This is a genomic window from Microbacterium sp. NPDC056003, assembly GCF_042274785.1.
Lineage (GTDB): Bacteria > Actinomycetota > Actinomycetes > Actinomycetales > Microbacteriaceae > Microbacterium.
In genome coordinates this window covers 274,280-291,700 of sequence record NZ_JBHJXQ010000003.1, presented here as the reverse complement: position 1 = coordinate 291,700, position 17,421 = coordinate 274,280, and the positions used below count along the sequence as shown (strand labels likewise).

Genomic DNA, 17,421 nt, shown 5'->3' with positions numbered 1-17,421 from the left:
GGGACTTGAGGCTTTAGTATCTGCGACTTGACCTCGGTGAACTACACGGGTGTAATTACTCGTACACGCACACCGCGTGCAGGGGGATCTCCCGGGGGGAAGAACGAGATGACGGCATCGCAATACCGTTCAGGCGTTCCCGACAACTGGTTCGTCGATCCGGTGCAGCTCGGAGTTCCGGGCGTGCGCCGGCCCGTCGAGGGCGAGGACGACAATCCCCTCGCGTGGCAGACCGACGCTCTGTGTTCGCAGACCGATCCCGAGGCGTTCTTCCCCGAGAAGGGCGGCTCGACCCGCGACGCCAAGCGCGTCTGCGGTTCTTGCGACGTCCGGGGCGAATGCCTCGAGTATGCGCTGCAGAACGACGAGCGCTTCGGCATCTGGGGCGGTCTCAGCGAGCGCGAGCGCCGCAAGCTCAAGCGCCGCGCCTGACTTTCGCGAGCGCTGACCTGCCCGATCTCGCAGACCCGGCGCGTGCGTCGCCGGCCGGTCAGCCCCGCCGCTTAGGCTGACGGGGTCATGCCCGCTCGAGTCCACGCCATTCTCGTCGTGCGCCCCGACGGTCGCACGCCCGCCGCGTACCACTTGCGGCGAACGCTCGCCGCTCTCGCCGAGCAGACGCGTCCAGTGGACGTGCTCACCCTCATCCTGTGCGGCGGCGACGACACGCTCGCCGACGTGGCCGCATCCTCCGGGGCCGAGTCGGTCGTGACCGCGCCCGCGTCGACGGGGTACGCGGCCGCGGTCGCCCTGGTGTCTCCGCGGCTGGACGGCGACGCGGTCTGGCTCCTCGCGCAGGACACCGCACCCGAACGCGACGCGCTCGCCCGGCTCGCCGGCGCGCTCGAGCTCGCGCCGTCGGTGGCATGCATAGCTCCGAAGCTCGTCCGCTGGGACGACCGCTCCGAGATCGTGTCCCTCGGCGTCGGCATGACGCGCTTCGGCCGCGCGGTGGGCTTCGCCGACGGCGAGCTCGACCAAGGCCAGCACGACGGGCGCGACGACGTCCTCGGCGCGGATGTGCGTGGACTGCTCGTGCGCGCCGACGCCTGGCGTCAGCTCGGCGGGCTCGACCCCGCCCTCGCCGGAGCCGACGAGGGCCTCGATCTCGGCGTGCGCGCCCGCCTGGCCGGCGCACGCGTATCGCTCGCCCCGACGGCGATCGTGGCCACCTCCGGAGACGGCGTCGCCGGGCCCCCGACGCCCCTGACGCCTCAGCGCCGGCGACGGGCGACGTTCTCGGCGCGTGTCGCGCAGCTGCACCGGCGCCTCGTCTACGCACACGCCGCCGCGGTGCCGTTCCTGTGGCTCTCGATCCTTCCCCTCGCGCTCTGGCGCACCATCATCGATCTGGTCCGCAAAGAGCCGGGCAGCATCCTGCCCGAGTGGGGCGCGGCCATCCTCGTCATGGTCAGACCTGCCGCGGTGGCGCGCTCGCGCCGCCGCCTGGCCGGACCCCGGCGCGCGTCGTGGGCACAGCTCCAGCCGCTGCGCACGACGGGCACCGAGCTGAGCCAGCGGTTCGGCGACGAACCGGATCCAGGCCCCGCGGGTGCCCACCGTCGCGGTGAACTGCGCTTCTTCGCCGGAGGCGGAGCGTGGCTCGTGCTCGCGGCGCTCGTGGTGGGGGTCGCGGCGTTCCCGGCGCTGCTGGCATGGCCGGTGCTGGGCGGGGGAGCGCTCCAGCCGCTGCGCAGCACGGTCGGGCAGCTCTGGGCGGATGCGGCGTTCGGTCAGCGCGCGCTCGGCCTCGACACAATCGGACCCGCGGACCCGTTCGCCGCCGTCATCGCCGTGCTCGGATCCCTGTCGCCGTGGGAGCCGTCGCGCGCCCTCGTCGTGCTGTGGGTCTTCGCCCTGCCGCTCGCGGCGCTCGGCGGATGGTTCGTCTCGACCCGCGTCACCGACCGATCGCTGCTGCGTCTGGCGGGCGGTGCGCTCTGGGCGCTCGCGCCGACGTTCCTCATCGCGCTGACGCAAGGTCGCCCCACCGCGGTCATCGCGCACGTGCTGCTTCCCTGGCTCTTCCTCGCCGGGTCGGTCGCGCATCGGTCGTGGGCCGGCGCGGGCGCGGCATCCCTCCTCCTCGCCGCAGTCCTGGCGGTCGCCCCTTCGCTTGCCCCCGCCTTCGCCGTAGTGTGGGCCGCGTCCATCGTGCTCGCCGTGGTCCTGCGCGGCGGACGGGGCGTCGCACGCCTGATCTGGACGGTGGTGCCGTCCATCGTGATCTTCGCGCCGCTGGTGTGGACGACGATCCGCCGCGGTGAGGCCTGGGGTCTGCTGTCCGATCCGGGGATGCCGTGGGCCGGCCCCCAGGTGGCGGCCGACGCCGCCGGGCGCGCCCTGCTGGCGGCGGGCATCCCGACCTCCGATCTCGCCGGCTGGACGACCTTCGTGCCCGCCGACTTCCCGACGTGGTGGGTCACCCTGCTCGCCGCGCCGGTCGCGCTCCTCGCGCTCGCCGCCCCCCTCACGCAGCGGTGGGCAGCGGGCATCGTGCTGCTGGCGCTCACCGCCCTGGGGCTCGGCACGGCGTTCGCGGCCGTCGGGGTCGCCGTGTCATTCGAGCAGTCGATCCCGGTGGCGATCTGGGCGGGATGCGGGCTCAGCCTCGCGTGGCTCGGCGCCGTCGGCGGCGCCCTGGTCACGCTGGACGCCGGCCTCGCGCCGCGCCTCGCGATCGCACGGGGACTCGTCGCGGCGGTCGTGCTCGCCGCGGTCGCGCTGCTGGCGCTTCCCTCGCTCACCGCGCTGGCCAGAGGCACCGCGCTGCTCACGAACGGACCCGCCAGCACGCTTCCCGCGTACGTGGCCGCCGAGGGCCGCGACGATCCGGATGTGGGCACGATCGTGCTGACGCCGCAGAACGTCACGGGACTCTCCGCGCGTGTCGTGTGGGGCGGCAGTGAGACCCTGGGCGGCCAGACCACCCTGCTCTCGACGCGTTCCGAGACGTCGGCCGACGACTCCGTCATCGCCGAGCTCGCCGCCGACCTCGCGACATCATCCGCCGAGAACGTGGTCGCGGAACTCGCCGGCCACGGCGTCGGGTTCGTCCTCCTCGCGCCCGCGCTGCCGCCCGAGTCCGACGCCGCGCGAGCGATGCGGCTCTCGGTGACCACCTCGCTCGACCAGCGCGACAGCCTCGACTCGGTCGGTGAGACCGCCAAGGGCACGCTGTGGCGCGTCACGACGGAGGTGGCGTCCCGGCCGTCGGTCCCCGCCGCGGTGCACGTCACGGCCGGTCTCGTGGCAGGCGCGCAGCTCGCCGTGCTCGCCGCGGCGCTGCTCCTCGCCCTTCCGACGGCCGCGTCGCGGCGAGAGGCGCGGCGCATGCCGCGCGTCGTCGGGCCCTATTGGCAGGAGGGTCGATGAGCGACCGCCGCGTGTTCCACTGGGCGACCACCAGCACACGGCTGCTGGCCGGCACCGCCGTCTCGGCAGTGGCCGCAGTGGCCGTCGTCACCGCGGTCTCCGTCCCCTGGCCGACGCTCACCCGTGAGCCGCTGAGCATCTCCACGGTGCCCGCCCCGTCGGCGTCGGTCGCTTCGTGCGACGGCGGACTGCTCTCCCTCGGCCGCGACGTCGACGACGTCGAAGCGATCTCGCTCGTGAAGGGCCAGGTGCTCACCAGCGGCGTGAGCGAAGGCGCCGAGGACCCGCAGGAGCAGGTGCTGAACGTGCCCGGCCTACCTGAAGGCGACGGACCCACGGTCTTCACCTCTCCGCCGCGCGAGCGGGAGCGCGTGGACCTGGCAGCGGCCGGCGCGGCCACCGCGACCGACGACGACCTCGCCGGCTACGCAGCCTCGGCGTGCCGGCCGCCCCTGCTGGAGTCGTGGCTGGTGGGCGGCTCCGGCGAGACGGGCGCGTCCGACCTCGTGCTGCTCGCCAACCCCGGCGTCGTCCCCGCCCGCGTGCAGCTCACCGTGTACGGAGCCGACGGGCCCACGACGCCACCCGGCGGCACCGACCTGGTCGTTCCCGCCGGCGAGCAGCGCGTCATCCCGCTGGCCGGCCTGCTGATCGGCGAGGCCAGCCCCGTCGTGCGCGTATCGGCCGTCGGGGCGGCCATCCACGCCTCGCTGCAGGCGAGCATCACGCGCACCTTGACTCCCGGCGGCGTGGACCAGGTCGGCGCGGTGGCCGAGCCGCAGGCGGTCCAGACGATCACGGGCGTCGCGGTCACACGGAACCCGGGGGCCGACGGCGCCTCCGACGCCGCGACTGTGCTGCGCGTGCTGTCCCCCTCGACCGACACGACGGCGAAGATCACGGTCACCGCCACCGGGCGCGCCGAACCGTCCCTCGAGCCCGACGACGTCCCCCTCACCGCGGGGGAGCCGGTCGAGGTCGACCTCAGCGGCCTTGCACGGGGCACCTACACGGTGCAGGTGACCGCTGACGCTCCGCTGGTGTCGGCGGTCTGGCAGACGACCGGCTTCGAAGAGGGTGACGACTTCGCCTGGTACACCCCGTCGCCGCCCATCGGCGTGCCGAGCCTGTTCGCTGTGCCGTCCGGCCCGCCGCCCGCGCTGACGCTCGTCAATCCCGGCGACAAGCCAGCCGAGGTGTCGTTGACGTCCGCCGACGGCTCGTACAAGCTCGAACTCGCGGTGCCCGCGAACGGCAGCATGACCGCCCGGCTGTCCACCCGGACGGTCTACGTGCTCGATCCCGGCACCAGCGAGGTGCGCGCCGGGATCTCGCTGACCGGCAACCGTGCGCTCGCGGGCATTCCGGTCTGGCCGGCGGATGCCGCGGCCCCCGAGATCGTCGTCTACCCGTAAGAGCGCCCGGTCACAGGAAGCGGAACCGTTCGGGGCCGAGATCCCACGGGTCGCGGTCGAGGTACTCGGCGGCCGCGCGGAAGACGCAGCTCTCGACCATCATTCGGCGGTGGAGCTCGTCGTCGCGGTGAAGGTGGCTGAGTCGTTCGATGGGGAGCCGGTACACGATGATGCGCTTCGCGTCCGAGAGGACCGTCCACCGAGGGATGCCGTCCTCATCGGCCGCCTGCGGCATGTCGGCGATCTCGAAGCTCACCTCGCGCAGCTCGGGCCACGCCGAGCGGAGGAACTCCGCCGCCGTGCCGACGGCGAGGTCGAAGCGCTCGACGCGAGTGTCGAGCGGGGGGAGTGGTGGCCTCACGACCGGACTGCGCCCTTCGCGCCCGTGACGGCCGTGTCGCGGGGCGCGCCGATGCGTCGTCTCGGTGCTCCGGGTCCGCCGCCACGCCATGCGTCCATCCTAGGCTCGCGGATCGGAGCGCCAGCCGATCGGCGTCCGCCGGGCGCGGCATCCCGTCGCGGCGGCCTCCGGTGGATAGTGTCGTGCCGATGCGCGAGAGACTCTGCTCCAAGGTCGGATGCGCCCGCGAGGCCGTATCGACGCTGACCTACGACTACGGCGACCAGATGGCCGCCCTCGGGCCCCTCGGTGGAGAGGGCGATCCGCACGCGCACGACCTGTGCGCGATCCACACCGACCGCCTGTCCGTGCCCAAGGGGTGGGTCGTGGTGCGCCACGAGAGGTTGCGCGCCTGATCGCCCACGGCCCCGTGCCCGCCGCGCCGTCGCGCGTGAGTGCCGCCCGCCGTGACACAATGCACGCGTGAAGGGGATCATTCTCGCCGGGGGCTCTGGCACACGCCTGCACCCGGTGACGCTCGGCGTCTCGAAGCAGCTCGTCCCGGTGTACGACAAGCCGATGATCTACTACCCGCTGTCGACGCTGATGCTGGCCGGCATCCGGGACATCCTCGTCATCACCACTCCGCACGACCTCGAGCAGTTCCGCCGTCTCCTCGGTGACGGCTCCCAGTTCGGCGTCGAACTCAGCTTCGCCGTGCAGCCCACTCCGTCCGGTCTGGCACAGGCGTTCACCATCGGCGCCGATTTCATCGGAGACGACTCGGTCGCGCTCGTTCTCGGTGACAACCTCCTGTACGGGCCGGGGCTCGGAACTCAGCTGCAGCGCTTCGGCAGGATCGAGGGTGCCGCGATCTTCGCGTACTGGGTGGCACGGCCGGAGGCGTATGGCGTCGTCGAGTTCGACGGGGCCGGCCGGGCCGTCTCCCTCGAGGAGAAGCCCCGCGCACCGAGGAGCAACTTCGCGGTGCCCGGGCTGTACTTCTACGACAACGACGTGGTCGACATCGCCCGCGATCTCCGCCCGAGCGCGCGGGGGGAGTTCGAGATCACCGATGTGAACCTCGCGTACCTGGCACGGGATGCGCTCCGCGTCGAGGTCCTCCCGCGCGGAAGCGCCTGGCTCGACACCGGTACCTTCGATGACATGACCGATGCGGCGGACTACGTGCGCACGGTGCAACGGCGGACGGGACTGAACATCGGCGTGCCCGAAGAGGTGGCGTGGCGGCAGGGCTACCTCAGCGACGAGGCGCTGCACGCCCGTGCAGAGCAGCTGGTCAAGTCGGGGTACGGCTCCTACCTCCTCAAGATCCTCGGGGAGGGCAGGTCGTGAAGGACGTCCTGGTCACCGGTGGCGCCGGCTTCATCGGCTCGAATTTCGTGCACCATCTCGTCGCGCACACCGACGCCCACATCACGGTCCTGGATGCGCTGACCTACGCCGGCGACCGTCGCTCGCTCGCCGGCCTGCCCGAGAACCGCCTCGCCTTCGTCCGGGGAGACATCGCCGACTCCGCGCTCGTCGACGACCTCGTCGCCGGCGCCGACACGGTCGTGCACTTCGCCGCCGAATCCCACAACGACAACTCCCTCGCCGAACCGCGCCCCTTCATCGACACCAATGTCGTGGGCACCTACACGCTCCTCGAGGCAGCCCGGCGCCATGACCGCCGGTTCCACCACATCTCCACCGACGAGGTGTACGGCGATCTCGCCCTCGACGATCCCGAGCGGTTCACCGAGACGACCCCCTACAACCCTTCCTCGCCCTACAGCTCGACGAAGGCGGCGAGCGACCTGCTCGTGCGCGCGTGGGTTCGCTCGTTCGGTCTTCGGGCGACGCTGTCGAACTGCTCCAACAACTACGGCCCGCGTCAGCACGTCGAGAAGTTCATCCCGCGGCAGATCACGAACATCCTGCGCGGCATCCGGCCGAAGCTGTACGGCCGAGGGCTCAACGTCCGGGATTGGATCCACGTCGACGACCATTCGTCCGCGGTTCTCGCGATCATGGAGCGCGGGCGCGTGGGGGAGACGTACCTGATCGGCGCCGACGGTGAGCGCAGCAACGCCGACGTACTCGCCGACATCCTGCGGCTGATGGGCCAGCCGGACGACGCCTTCGATTTCGTGACCGATCGGGCCGGCCATGACCTGCGGTACGCCATCGACTGGTCGAAGTTGCGTGACGAGCTCGGCTGGGAGCCCGCGCGGCGCGACTTCGACGCCGGACTCGCAGCGACGATCGAGTGGTACCGCGCCAACGAGGACTGGTGGGCCGGATCGAAGGAGGCGACGGAGGCCTTCTACCGCTCCGTCGAGGAGCGACGTGAGCGCTGATCCGCTCGCCGTCCAACGGACGCCCATTCCGGGACTCCTCCTCGTGAGCCTGCCGCTTCACGGCGACGAGCGGGGATGGTTCAAAGAGAACTGGGAACGAACGAAGATGACGGCCGCGGGCGTCCCCGACTTCGGTCCCGTGCAGCAGAACATCTCGTACAACGAGCAGGTGGGAACGACACGAGGGATCCATGCCGAGCCGTGGGACAAGTGGATCTCGGTCGCGACGGGCCGGGTCTTCGGGGCCTGGGTCGATCTGCGGGACGGGCCGTCGTTCGGGACGGTCTTCACGGCCGAGATCGACCCGTCACGCGCGGTGTTCGTGCCCCGCGGAGTGGGGAACGCCTACCAGACGCTGGATCCCGGAACGGCATACTCCTACCTGGTGAACGATCACTGGTCGGCTTCCGCCGAGTACGTGTTCCTCAATCTCGCGGACGAGACGGCGGCGATCGCGTGGCCCATCCCCCTGTCCCGGGCTGTGATGTCGGCGAAGGACCGGGCGCACCCGCGCCTGGGTGACGTCATCCCGGTCGCGCCGCGGAAGGTCTTGGTGCTCGGCGCCAACGGACAGCTCGGGATCGCGCTGCGAAGGGTGCTCGGCGACCGTCGCGTCGAGTACGCCTCGCACGAAGACCTCGACCTGGGGGCGGATCTCTCCTCCGCGCGACCCTGGCGCGACTACGACACCGTCGTCAACGCAGCCGCCTTCACCGCGGTCGACGCTGCGGAATCTCCGCAGGGGCGGGCGACCGCCTGGCGGGTCAATGCCGAGGGCGCCGCCGCGCTTGCCCGGGTCGCGGCGGACCACGGGCTCACGCTCGTCCACGTCTCGACCGACTACGTGTTCGACGGGACCTTCGACGGCGAGTACCCCGAGGATCACGCGCTGAGCCCGCTCGGGGTCTACGGGCAGACCAAGGCCGCCGGCGACATCGCGGTCGCCGCGGCGCCGCGCCACTACATCGTCCGCACGTCATGGGTGATCGGAGCGGGCAGGAACTTCCTCCGCACGATGCACGACCTGGCGGCGAGGGGCGCATCCCCGTCGGTCGTCGACGATCAGCGCGGGCGTCTGACGTTCGCCGACGACCTGGCACGTGCGATCGCCCACCTCCTGGAGTCCCACGCACCCTACGGTGTGTACAACGTGACCGGCGCCGGTGAGCCGATGACGTGGGCGGAGGTGGCCCGCGAGGTGTTCTCCGCCGCCGGACAGGATCCCGACCGGGTCGCGCCGGTGTCCACCGAGGGGTACTCGGCCTCGGCGGGGTCGCCGACCGCCCCGAGACCGCGCAACAGCGTGCTCGCCCTCGGCCGCATCAGAGGTGTCGGGTTCGACCCGCCGGACCATCGCGAGTCCCTCGCCGCGTACCTGTCGGCGGAGCTGCCGGGCTGGCGCGCGGCTGCCGGCTGACGCGGCACGAGGCGGACCACTGCGCCGCGCGTGTCCCGCGCCGGGTGCGAGAATGGGCGCATGACGATCGAGTCGCCCGCCACCGCCGCCGTCCGCCCGCTCGACTTCGAGGTCGCCGACCTCGCGCTCGCCGAGGCGGGGCGGCACCAGCTGCGTCTCGCCGAGAACGAGATGCCCGGGCTCATGGCCCTGCGCGAGGAATACGGCCCGCAGCAGCCGCTCGCCGGAGCGCGCATCGCCGGCTCGCTCCACATGACGGTGCAGACGGCCGTGCTCATCGAGACCCTCGTGGCTCTCGGCGCCCAGGTGCGGTGGGCGAGCTGCAACATCTTCTCCACCCAGGACGAAGCGGCGGCCGCGGTCGTCGTGGGTCCGACGGGCACCGTCGACGCACCGGCGGGCGTTCCGGTGTTCGCGTGGAAGGGCGAGACGCTCGAGGAGTACTGGCGATTGGCCGACCGCATCTTCGACTGGTCGACCGAGGGGTTCGACGGGCCGAATCTGATCCTCGACGACGGCGGCGATGCCACCCTGCTGGTGCACAGGGGCGTCCAGTTCGAGCGGGAAGGAGCGGTGCCGGATGCCGCACCCGGCGACTCCGAGGAGTACGGCATCGTCCTCGACACGCTGCGAGCGAGCCTGGCGGCCGATCCGCAGCGCTTCACACGTATGGCGCAGGGGCTCATCGGCGTGACCGAGGAGACCACCACCGGCGTCCATCGTCTCTACGAGCTCGCGGCCGCCGGCAGGCTGCTCTTCCCCGCGATCAACGTGAACGACTCGGTGACGAAGTCCAAGTTCGACAACACCTACGGCATCCGCCACTCCCTGCCCGACGGGCTCAACCGGGCGACGGACGTGCTGATCGGCGGCAAGATCGCGTTCGTCGCCGGCTACGGCGATGTGGGCAAGGGCGCGGCCGAGGCGCTGCGGGGGCAGGGCGCACGGGTGATCGTCGGCGAAGTGGACCCGATCTGCGCGCTGCAGGCGGCGATGGACGGCTTCCAGGTGGCGCGGCTCGAGTCCGTCCTGGGCGAGGTCGACCTGGTGGTCACCGGCACCGGCAACACGCGGGTCGTCACGCCGGAGCACATCCTGGGGCTCAAGCACCTCGCGATCGTCGCGAACGTCGGCCATTTCGACGACGAGATCGACATGGCGGGGCTGGCGGCGATCGAGGGCGCCGAGCGGATCGAGATCAAGCCGCAGGTGCACGAGTGGCGCCTGCCGAATGGTCGCAGCGTCCTGGTGCTGAGCGAGGGCCGCCTCATGAACCTCGGCAACGCCACCGGCCACCCGTCGTTCGTGATGAGCGCGTCGTTCACCAACCAGGTGCTGGCCCAGCTCGAGCTGTACACCCGCCCGGACGAGTACCCGGTCGGCGTCTACACGCTCCCCAAGACCCTCGACGAGAAGGTGGCCCGGCTGCACCTCGCCGCGCTCGGCGTGGAGCTCACGATCCTCACACCGGAGCAGGCCGCGTACATCGGCGTTCCGGTCGACGGGCCGTACAAGCTCGACCACTACCGGTACTGACGCCTCAGCGCGCGGGGAAGCCCCTCGGCGCGGCCGGCGTCGTGCCGGTGAGCGCGGCGACCCGGTCGCGCTCGAGTTCGAGGGCGCGCAGCTCGCGCTGACGGCGGAGCGCGACGACGCCCATGATCAGCGTCTCGGGGTCGACCGCGGGCACGGGCGACACGTGCAGCGACGCCTCGGCGGCGAGGGATGCCGCGACCCGCGCCCGGGCCGACGGCTCCATGTTGCGCGCGGACTGGCCGAACTGCGCCAACCGCCGAGCGAGTCGCTCCGGCAGGCGTGCGACGTCGGCGGTCTCCGCCCATGCGATGAGCGGAGGCGGGGTCTCGAACGGCGCCGGCGGGAGGCGAGGGGTGCGCGTGCGCTCGGAGTAGGTGCCGGCCATCAGATCGCCCAGCCGCTGCGAGCGAGGCGTGAACGCCCCGACGAGCGCGGCCACGGCGCCGAAGGTGAACCAGAGCTCGAACACGCCGATGAGGGCGCGGATGAGCGCATGGCGGAATCCTGCGGCGCCGCCGTCGGCGCGGACGATGCGCCCGCCCACGGCGAGCTTGCCGAGACTGCGGCCGCGCGAGGTCGTCTCGACGAGGGTCGGCACGGCGACGGTCACCACGACGACGATCGCGATCGTCAGGATCGGCGCGGAGTCCGGAGGAAGCGCGCCCTGACCGTCGAGCCAGCCGACGATGAGCAGCAGCAGCAGGAACAGCGCCACGCCGATCAGCATGTCGATCAGCACACCCAGGGCGCGCAGGAAGTACCCGATCGGCTGCACGTCCAGCGCGACGGCTTCGCCCGTGAGCACCTCGTCCTGGTGGATGTCGATGATCGTCGGGCGGACGTCGGTCATGGGTACAGTGAAGCACATGGATCTCGACGCCCTGACCGCCGCGAGACGGGCGGAATGGGAGCGTCTCGACGAGCTCAGCCGCGCTCGGCGGCTGAGCGGGGCGGAGGTCGACGAACTGGTCGACCGCTATCGCGCTGCGTCGGCCGATCTGGCTGACGCGAAGACGTCGGCGGGGCGCAGCATCCAGGGAGACCACATCTCGACCATGCTGGCGCGTGCCCGGTTGCGGCTGACCGGGGCGCCGGAGAATGTGCTGCGACAGCTCCCGCGGTTCTTCGCGCTCCAGCTGCCCGCGGCGCTCTACCGCGTGCGGTGGGGGACGCTCGTGATCGCGCTCGGGTTCATCCTCGTGGGCACCGTCGTGGCGTTCTGGATCTCCGGCGATCCCGCGCTCGTCGCGGCACTGGGCAACCGGCTCCAGCTCGAGCAGTACGCCGAAGGCGACTTCACCGACTACTACAGCGAGAAGCATCCGGCGACGTTCGCGGGCACCGTGTGGACCAACAACGCCTGGCTCGCCGTTCAATGCGTGATCTTCGGCATCACCGGGTTCTGGCCGGTCATGGTGCTCGTGGCCAACGCCGTCAGCGTGGGAACTGCGGCGGCGGTCATGCTCGCATTCGGCCGCGGCGACGTCTTCGTGCTGTACATCCTTCCCCACGGACTGCTCGAGATGACGTGCCTGTTCGTCTCGGCGGCTGCGGGCCTCGGAATCTTCTGGGCGTGGGTCGCGCCGGGCCGTCGCACGCGCGGCGAGGCGATCGCTTCGGCCGGCCGCTCGCTCGCGTCGATCGCCATCGGCCTCGTGCTGTGGCTGGCCGTCGCAGGAGCCATCGAGGGCTTCGTCACGGCGCAGCCGTGGCCGTGGCCCGTGAAGATCGGCATCGGCGCCCTCGCGCTCGCGCTGTTCCTGGTCTACATGATCGTCATCGGGGGTCGCGCGCACCGCCGCGGTGAGACCGGCGACCTCACGGAGTACGAGACAGGGACTCCGACGCTCGTCGCCGGATGAAGCATCCTCCCCTTTTTTGAATCTCTCAAAAGAGGCTAGGATGGGTGCATGACCTCGCTTCCCTCCACCGCGCACGACGCGGGGGAGCGGATCCGCTCCGCGGGCCTGCGCGTGACGGACTCCCGCCGCGCTGTGCTCGACGCCGTGCGCGAGCGTCCCCATGCGAGCGCGGATGAACTCTTCGCGCTCGTCGCGATGACCGTTCCGAACACGAGCCTGCAGTCCGTGTACAACGCACTCGGCGATTTCGTGGACGCCGGTCTCGTCCGGCGCATCGAGCCGGCGGGCCGTCCGGGGCTGTTCGAGCTGCGCGTCGACGACAACCATCACCATCTCGTCTGCACCGAGTGCGGTGCGGTCGAGGACGTCGACTGCGCGGTGGGTCCGGCGCCGTGCCTCACGCCCTCCGACGCGCACGGGTACGCCGTGAGCGTCGCCGAGGTGACGTTCTGGGGTGTCTGCCCGGCCTGTGCCGCGGCATCCCACTGATCTCTTCATCCATCTGAACCAGGAAGGAAACCCATGGACGCCAACCATGAGGGCGCTGAGCCCATCGGCACCAACCCGACCGACGCCGACCAGGCGGTCACGCCGATCGACACCCCGGTCGAGGAGCGCGAGGACGGCGAGACCCGCCCGCGTCCGAACGAGGCCGAGGGATGCCCCGTCATCCACGGCGGCCAGCCGCACCCGACGAGCGGGAACGCGAACAGCGTCTGGTGGCCGAACCAGCTGAACCTGAAGATCCTGGCCAAGAACCCGGCTGTGGCCAACCCGCTCGACGAGGGCTTCGACTACAAGGCCGCCTTCGAGGCGCTCGACCTCGCGGCGGTCAAGGCCGACATCGCCGAGACGCTCACCACGTCGCAGGACTGGTGGCCCGCCGACTTCGGGAACTACGGCCCGCTCATGATCCGCATGGCGTGGCACAGCGCCGGCACCTACCGCGTCACCGACGGCCGCGGTGGCGGCGGCGCCGGCCAGCAGCGCTTCGCCCCGCTCAACAGCTGGCCCGACAATGTGAACCTCGACAAGGCGCGCCGTCTGCTGTGGCCGGTCAAGAAGAAGTACGGTCAGTCGCTCTCGTGGGCGGACCTGATGATCCTGGCCGGCAACGTGGCCCTCGAGTCGATGGGCTTCAAGACGTTCGGCTTCGCCGGTGGCCGCGCCGACGTGTGGGAGCCCGACGCCGACGTGTACTGGGGTCCCGAGACCACGTGGCTGGACGACGAGCGCTACTCGGGCGACCGTGAGCTCGAGAAGCCGCTCGCTGCGGTGCAGATGGGCCTCATCTACGTCAACCCCGAAGGCCCCAACGGCAAGCCCGACCCGCTGGCGTCCGCCCGCGACATCCGCGAGACGTTCGGCCGCATGGCGATGAACGACGAGGAGACCGTCGCGCTCATCGCCGGCGGCCACACCTTCGGCAAGACGCACGGTGCCGCGCCCGACACCAACATCGAGGAGAACCCCGAGGCTGCCGGGCTCGAGCAGCAGGGACTGGGCTGGAAGAACAACTTCGGCACCGGCCACGGCGACGACACCATCACGTCGGGCCTCGAGGTGACGTGGACCTACCACCCGACGCGCTGGGACAACGAGTTCTTCCACATCCTCTACGCGTACGAGTGGGAGCTCATGCGCAGCCCGGGCGGCGGCCACCAGTGGCGTCCGATCAACGGCGGCGGGGCCGACATGGTGCCGCTCGCGCACTCGGACGGCCGTCGCGAGCCGCGCATGCTCACGAGCGACATCGCTCTGCGCATGGACCCCGAGTACGACAAGATCTCGCGTCGCTTCAAGGACGACACCGCGGCCTTCGCCGACGCATTCGCCCGTGCGTGGTTCAAGCTCACCCACCGCGACATGGGACCGATCGACCGGTACCTGGGCCCGGAGGTCCCCGCCGAGGAGCTGCTGTGGCAGGACCGCGTCCCCGCGGTCGACCACGAGCTGATCGACGCGGCGGACGCCGCTGCGCTGAAGGCGCAGATCCTCGAGAGCGGCCTCACGGTGTCCGAGCTCGTCGAGACCACGTGGGCGGCGGCGTCGTCGTTCCGCGGCAGCGACAAGCGCGGCGGCGTCAACGGCGCCCGCATCCGCCTCGCGCCGCAGAAGGACTGGGAGGTCAACAAGCCCGCGCAGCTGGCCGCCGTGCTCGCCAAGCTCGAGCAGGTCCAGGCGTCATTCAACGACGGCCGCACCGACGGGAAGAAGGTGTCGCTGGCCGACCTCATCGTCCTGGCCGGCAACGCCGCGGTCGAGAAGGCGGCCCGCGACGCGGGCGTCGAGGTCGAGGTGGACTTCCACCCGGGCCGCACCGACGCGACGCAGGAGCAGACGGACGCCGCGTCCTTCGCGTTCCTCGAGCCGATCACCGACGGGTTCCGCAACTACTACGGCCCGCGTGCGTTCATGCCCGAGGAGCACCACCTGATCGACCGCGCGAACCTCCTCACGCTGAGCGCTCCCGAGATGACCGTCCTCGTCGGCGGTCTGCGCGTGCTCGGCACGAACTGGGACGGCTCCGACTACGGCGTCTTCACCGACCGCAAGGGCGTGCTCACGAACGATTTCTTCGTGAACCTGCTCGACCTCGGCACCACGTGGAAGCCGCTCGACCCCGGCTCGCACGCGTTCTCGGGCGCGAAGGACGGCTCGGGCGAGCCCGTCGGCATCGGCACGCGCGTCGACCTGCTGTTCAGCTCGAACTCCGAGCTGCGCGCCGTCGCCGAGGTGTACGCCTCGGACGACGCGAAGGAGAAGTTCGTGCGCGACTTCGCCAAGGCCTGGGGCAAGGTCACCGAGCTCGACCGGTTCGACCTCGTCTGACCGCACGGCAACACGAAGCGGCCCGTCCCCGAGGGGGCGGGCCGCTCCGTCGTATCGGGCGGGCGCTACTTGACGCGCGCCTCCTTGGGGGCGGGCGGCACCGAGCCCTTGGGCTCGAACAGCGCGCGGTGCAGGAAGCCCGCGAGCAGACCGCCGACGAGCGGGAACACGATGAACACCCACAGCTGGCCGAGTGCCGCCGGGCCGCCGTAGATGGCGGTGGCGATGGATCGCGCCGGGTTCACCGAGGTGTTGTCGATCGGAATCGACGCCAGGTGGATGAACGTGAGGGTGAGGCCGATCGCCAGCCCAGCGAACCCTGCGGTGCCGCGCTGCGGGTGGGTCACGCCGAGGATCACGAGCAGGAAGACCGCTGTGAAGAGGATCTCGGCCACGATGGCGGCGCCCAGGCCGAAGCCGCCGGGCGACTGCTCGCCGAAGCCGTTGCTCGCGAACCCGCCGTCCTGCGCGGCGGCGAGCCAGCCCGTGGGTCCGAAGATGCCGATCAGCACGATGAGCGTCGTCGCCAGCGCGCCACCGACGATCTGCGCGATCAGATACCCGGGGGTGTCCTTCCACGGGAAGCGCCCCGCGGCGGCGAGCCCGAAGGTCACTGCCGGGTTGAAGTGCCCTCCGGAGATCGGACCCCACGTGTAGATGCCGGCGAGCAGGGTCAGGCCGAAGGCCAGCGAGACGCCGATGAAGCCGATGCCGAGCGATGAGCCGTTCGACCCGGTGCCGAAGTCGGCCGCGAACAGGGCCGCGCCGATGGAGCCGAAGACGAGCAGGAACGTCCCCAGCGCCTCCGCGACCAGCTTGTTCGCGGTGGTAGGCGTGGTGGTGGTGTCGGACATGGACAGACCCCTTTCCTCGTCGCGAGGGTACCGCCACTGTCAGGTGATTCCCAGGAAGGGGAGGCGGAGTGTCCTCGGGTGCGCCGCGTCACGGAGCGGTGGCGCGGGGAGCGGTGCGTTCGGATCAGAGCCGGCCGGCCGCCTTCAGGGCCAGGTAGCGGTCGGCGATGCGCGGGGGGAGCAGCTCCGGGCTGTCGGCGATCGCCTCGGCGCCCGTGCGCGCGATCGCGGCGGCGACGGTCGCGGCATCCTGAGCGGTCTTCTGGGCGGCTGCGTCGCGGTAGACGGATGCCGCGTCCGGCCGCTGCTCGCGGGACGAGGCCTCCTGGGTGACGGTGCCCACGAGCACGTGGGCGCGCGCGGTCAGTCCCGGCAGCGACCCGAGGAAGCCGCGTGCGGCGTCGGCGGCGTCCTGCGCGGTGAGGAGCACGACGAGCGACGGACGCGACGTCAGCGCGCGCACCTGGGCGAAGGCGCCGTCCCAGTCGGTGTCGATGAGCTGCGGCTCGACCGGTGCCATCGCATCGACGAGCGCCGGCAGCAGGGCCGGGCCGTCCACCCGGGTCACGCGGGCCCGGATCACCCGGTCGAACATCAGCAGGTGGGTATGGTCACCTGCGCGGTTCGCGAGCGCCGCGAGGAGCAGCGCGGCCTCCATCGCAGCATCCAGGCGCACGCCGTCCCCGACGCGTGCGGCCGACGTGCGTCCGGTGTCCACGACGATCACGACGTGGCGATCGCGCTCCGGGCGCCACGTGCGCAGCATCGTCGTCGTCGAGCGCGCCGTCGCGCGCCAGTCGATTGCGCGCACGTCGTCGCCGCGGACGTACTCGCGCAGGCTGTCGAACTCGGTGCCCTGGCCGCGCACCTGGACGCTGGTGTTGCCGTCGAGCTCGCGCAGCCGGGCGAGGCGCGAGGGCAGATGACGGCGGGCGGTGAACGGCGGCAGCACCCGGATCGCTCCCCGCGCGTCGATCTTCGCCTGACGCCCGGCCAGGCGCAGCGGTCCGTCGGAGCGGATCACGACGAACGCCGTCGTCAGCTCGCCTCGGCGCCGGGGGATCAGGGGGATCGTCGCCATGCGACGCTCGCCGGGAGGGATCACGACGGGCACGCGTTCGGCCGGCGCGCCCGCGGTGGGCTGCCACGCGTCGCGGAAGCGCCCGCGCAGCGTGCGCGACCCCGTGTTGCGGAGACCGACCTCGGCGACCGCGGGCTCGCCGAGCAGCACGCGGCGCGGCATCCGTCGCTCCACCGTCACCTCACGCGGGTCGGGCGCGAGTGCGGCGTCCGCCAGGACGGCGATCACGCAGACCGCCAGCCACGCCGACGCCGCGAGCCACGCGTCCACGCCGGCCAGCGAGAGCAGTACGACGGGCACGGCGCCGACGGCGACGAGGAGGGGGGTGCGTCCGGTGAGGTACATG

The 17,421-nt window shown here is 71.6% G+C and carries 15 protein-coding genes; 11 read left to right on the top strand and 4 right to left on the bottom strand.

Features of this window, described 5'->3' with window-relative positions; genetic code table 11:
• The first annotated feature begins 108 nt into the window (after positions 1–108).
• The 3 genes from ACFC1W_RS13745 to ACFC1W_RS13735 all read left to right on the top strand — a co-directional run bounded on the left by ACFC1W_RS13745 (position 109) and on the right by ACFC1W_RS13735 (position 4,790).
• Positions 109–432 carry a WhiB family transcriptional regulator gene (locus ACFC1W_RS13745; RefSeq protein WP_241112346.1) on the top strand — a complete coding sequence of 108 codons (324 nt, stop codon included), beginning with the start codon at positions 109–111 and terminating at the stop codon, positions 430–432.
• A gap of 87 nt (positions 433–519) precedes the next feature.
• Positions 520–3,375: a glycosyltransferase gene (locus tag ACFC1W_RS13740; RefSeq protein ID WP_375993533.1), complete on the top strand. Its 2,856-nt coding sequence runs from the start codon at positions 520–522 to the stop codon at positions 3,373–3,375.
• Positions 3,372–4,790 (top strand): DUF5719 family protein, encoded by a 1,419-nt coding sequence (locus ACFC1W_RS13735; protein ID WP_375993530.1) that lies wholly within the window; start codon positions 3,372–3,374, stop codon positions 4,788–4,790. Before ACFC1W_RS13740 ends, ACFC1W_RS13735 begins: the two co-directional genes overlap by 4 nt.
• 10 nt (positions 4,791–4,800) lie before the next feature.
• Here ACFC1W_RS13735 and ACFC1W_RS13730 read toward each other — a convergent pair whose 3' ends face one another.
• Positions 4,801–5,151 (bottom strand): metallopeptidase family protein, encoded by a 351-nt coding sequence (locus ACFC1W_RS13730; protein WP_375993527.1) that lies wholly within the window; start codon positions 5,149–5,151, stop codon positions 4,801–4,803.
• A gap of 188 nt (positions 5,152–5,339) precedes the next feature.
• On the opposite strand from ACFC1W_RS13730, the gene ACFC1W_RS13725 reads away from it, so the two are divergent.
• The 5 genes from ACFC1W_RS13725 to ahcY all read left to right on the top strand — a co-directional run bounded on the left by ACFC1W_RS13725 (position 5,340) and on the right by ahcY (position 10,446).
• Positions 5,340–5,546, top strand: coding sequence for a DUF3499 family protein (locus ACFC1W_RS13725; protein WP_241112342.1), 207 nt, complete (start codon positions 5,340–5,342; stop codon positions 5,544–5,546).
• Between the two features lie 67 nt (positions 5,547–5,613).
• On the top strand, positions 5,614–6,486 hold the full coding sequence (rfbA, locus tag ACFC1W_RS13720; RefSeq protein WP_375993524.1) for a glucose-1-phosphate thymidylyltransferase RfbA: 873 nt from the start codon (positions 5,614–5,616) through the stop codon (positions 6,484–6,486).
• Positions 6,483–7,493 carry a dTDP-glucose 4,6-dehydratase gene (rfbB, locus tag ACFC1W_RS13715; RefSeq protein ID WP_375993521.1) on the top strand — a complete coding sequence of 337 codons (1,011 nt, stop codon included), beginning with the start codon at positions 6,483–6,485 and terminating at the stop codon, positions 7,491–7,493. The genes rfbA and rfbB overlap by 4 nt, the downstream gene beginning before the upstream one ends.
• Positions 7,483–8,910, top strand: coding sequence for a dTDP-4-dehydrorhamnose reductase (rfbD, locus tag ACFC1W_RS13710; protein WP_375993519.1), 1,428 nt, complete (start codon positions 7,483–7,485; stop codon positions 8,908–8,910). Before rfbB ends, rfbD begins: the two co-directional genes overlap by 11 nt.
• A 60-nt stretch (positions 8,911–8,970) precedes the next feature.
• Positions 8,971–10,446 (top strand): adenosylhomocysteinase, encoded by a 1,476-nt coding sequence (gene ahcY, locus ACFC1W_RS13705; protein ID WP_375993516.1) that lies wholly within the window; start codon positions 8,971–8,973, stop codon positions 10,444–10,446.
• 4 nt (positions 10,447–10,450) lie between these two features.
• Here the strand turns inward: ahcY and ACFC1W_RS13700 are convergent, their stop codons facing one another.
• A complete protein-coding gene (locus tag ACFC1W_RS13700; protein ID WP_375993514.1) occupies positions 10,451–11,296 on the bottom strand; it encodes an RDD family protein in 846 nt (281 codons plus the stop codon).
• Positions 11,297–11,312: 16 nt separating this feature from the next.
• On the opposite strand from ACFC1W_RS13700, the gene ACFC1W_RS13695 reads away from it, so the two are divergent.
• The 3 genes from ACFC1W_RS13695 to katG are packed head-to-tail and all read left to right on the top strand — an operon-like array spanning position 11,313 to position 15,140.
• Positions 11,313–12,308, top strand: a complete 996-nt coding sequence (locus tag ACFC1W_RS13695) for a stage II sporulation protein M (RefSeq protein WP_375993511.1) — start codon at positions 11,313–11,315, stop codon at positions 12,306–12,308.
• Positions 12,309–12,356: 48 nt separating this feature from the next.
• A complete protein-coding gene (locus ACFC1W_RS13690; protein WP_375993509.1) occupies positions 12,357–12,797 on the top strand; it encodes a Fur family transcriptional regulator in 441 nt (146 codons plus the stop codon).
• A gap of 33 nt (positions 12,798–12,830) precedes the next feature.
• Positions 12,831–15,140: a catalase/peroxidase HPI gene (gene katG, locus ACFC1W_RS13685; protein WP_375993507.1), complete on the top strand. Its 2,310-nt coding sequence runs from the start codon at positions 12,831–12,833 to the stop codon at positions 15,138–15,140.
• A 65-nt stretch (positions 15,141–15,205) separates the two neighbouring features.
• Here the strand turns inward: katG and aqpZ are convergent, their stop codons facing one another.
• The gene (gene aqpZ, locus ACFC1W_RS13680) at positions 15,206–15,994 is read right to left on the bottom strand and encodes an aquaporin Z (RefSeq protein WP_375993504.1); all 789 of its coding nucleotides are present in this window, start codon (positions 15,992–15,994) and stop codon (positions 15,206–15,208) included.
• A 124-nt stretch (positions 15,995–16,118) separates the two neighbouring features.
• Complete coding sequence (locus tag ACFC1W_RS13675; protein ID WP_375993501.1) at positions 16,119–17,420, bottom strand: DUF58 domain-containing protein; 1,302 nt, start codon at positions 17,418–17,420, stop codon at positions 16,119–16,121.
• Position 17,421: the final 1 nt, after the last annotated feature.

Bases quoted from the DNA above. Each gene is read 5' to 3' on its own strand.
- ACFC1W_RS13745 (WP_241112346.1), top strand. From the start codon at position 109: ATGACGGCATCGCAATACCGTTCAGGCGTTCCCGACAACTGGTTCGTC.
- ACFC1W_RS13740 (WP_375993533.1), top strand. From the start codon at position 520: ATGCCCGCTCGAGTCCACGCCATTCTCGTCGTGCGCCCCGACGGTCGC.
- ACFC1W_RS13735 (WP_375993530.1), top strand. From the start codon at position 3,372: ATGAGCGACCGCCGCGTGTTCCACTGGGCGACCACCAGCACACGGCTG.
- ACFC1W_RS13725 (WP_241112342.1), top strand. From the start codon at position 5,340: ATGCGCGAGAGACTCTGCTCCAAGGTCGGATGCGCCCGCGAGGCCGTA.
- ahcY (WP_375993516.1), top strand. From the start codon at position 8,971: ATGACGATCGAGTCGCCCGCCACCGCCGCCGTCCGCCCGCTCGACTTC.
- ACFC1W_RS13700 (WP_375993514.1), bottom strand. From the start codon at position 11,296: ATGACCGACGTCCGCCCGACGATCATCGACATCCACCAGGACGAGGTG.
- ACFC1W_RS13695 (WP_375993511.1), top strand. From the start codon at position 11,313: ATGGATCTCGACGCCCTGACCGCCGCGAGACGGGCGGAATGGGAGCGT.
- ACFC1W_RS13690 (WP_375993509.1), top strand. From the start codon at position 12,357: ATGACCTCGCTTCCCTCCACCGCGCACGACGCGGGGGAGCGGATCCGC.
- katG (WP_375993507.1), top strand. From the start codon at position 12,831: ATGGACGCCAACCATGAGGGCGCTGAGCCCATCGGCACCAACCCGACC.
- aqpZ (WP_375993504.1), bottom strand. From the start codon at position 15,994: ATGTCCGACACCACCACCACGCCTACCACCGCGAACAAGCTGGTCGCG.
- ACFC1W_RS13675 (WP_375993501.1), bottom strand. From the start codon at position 17,420: ATGTACCTCACCGGACGCACCCCCCTCCTCGTCGCCGTCGGCGCCGTG.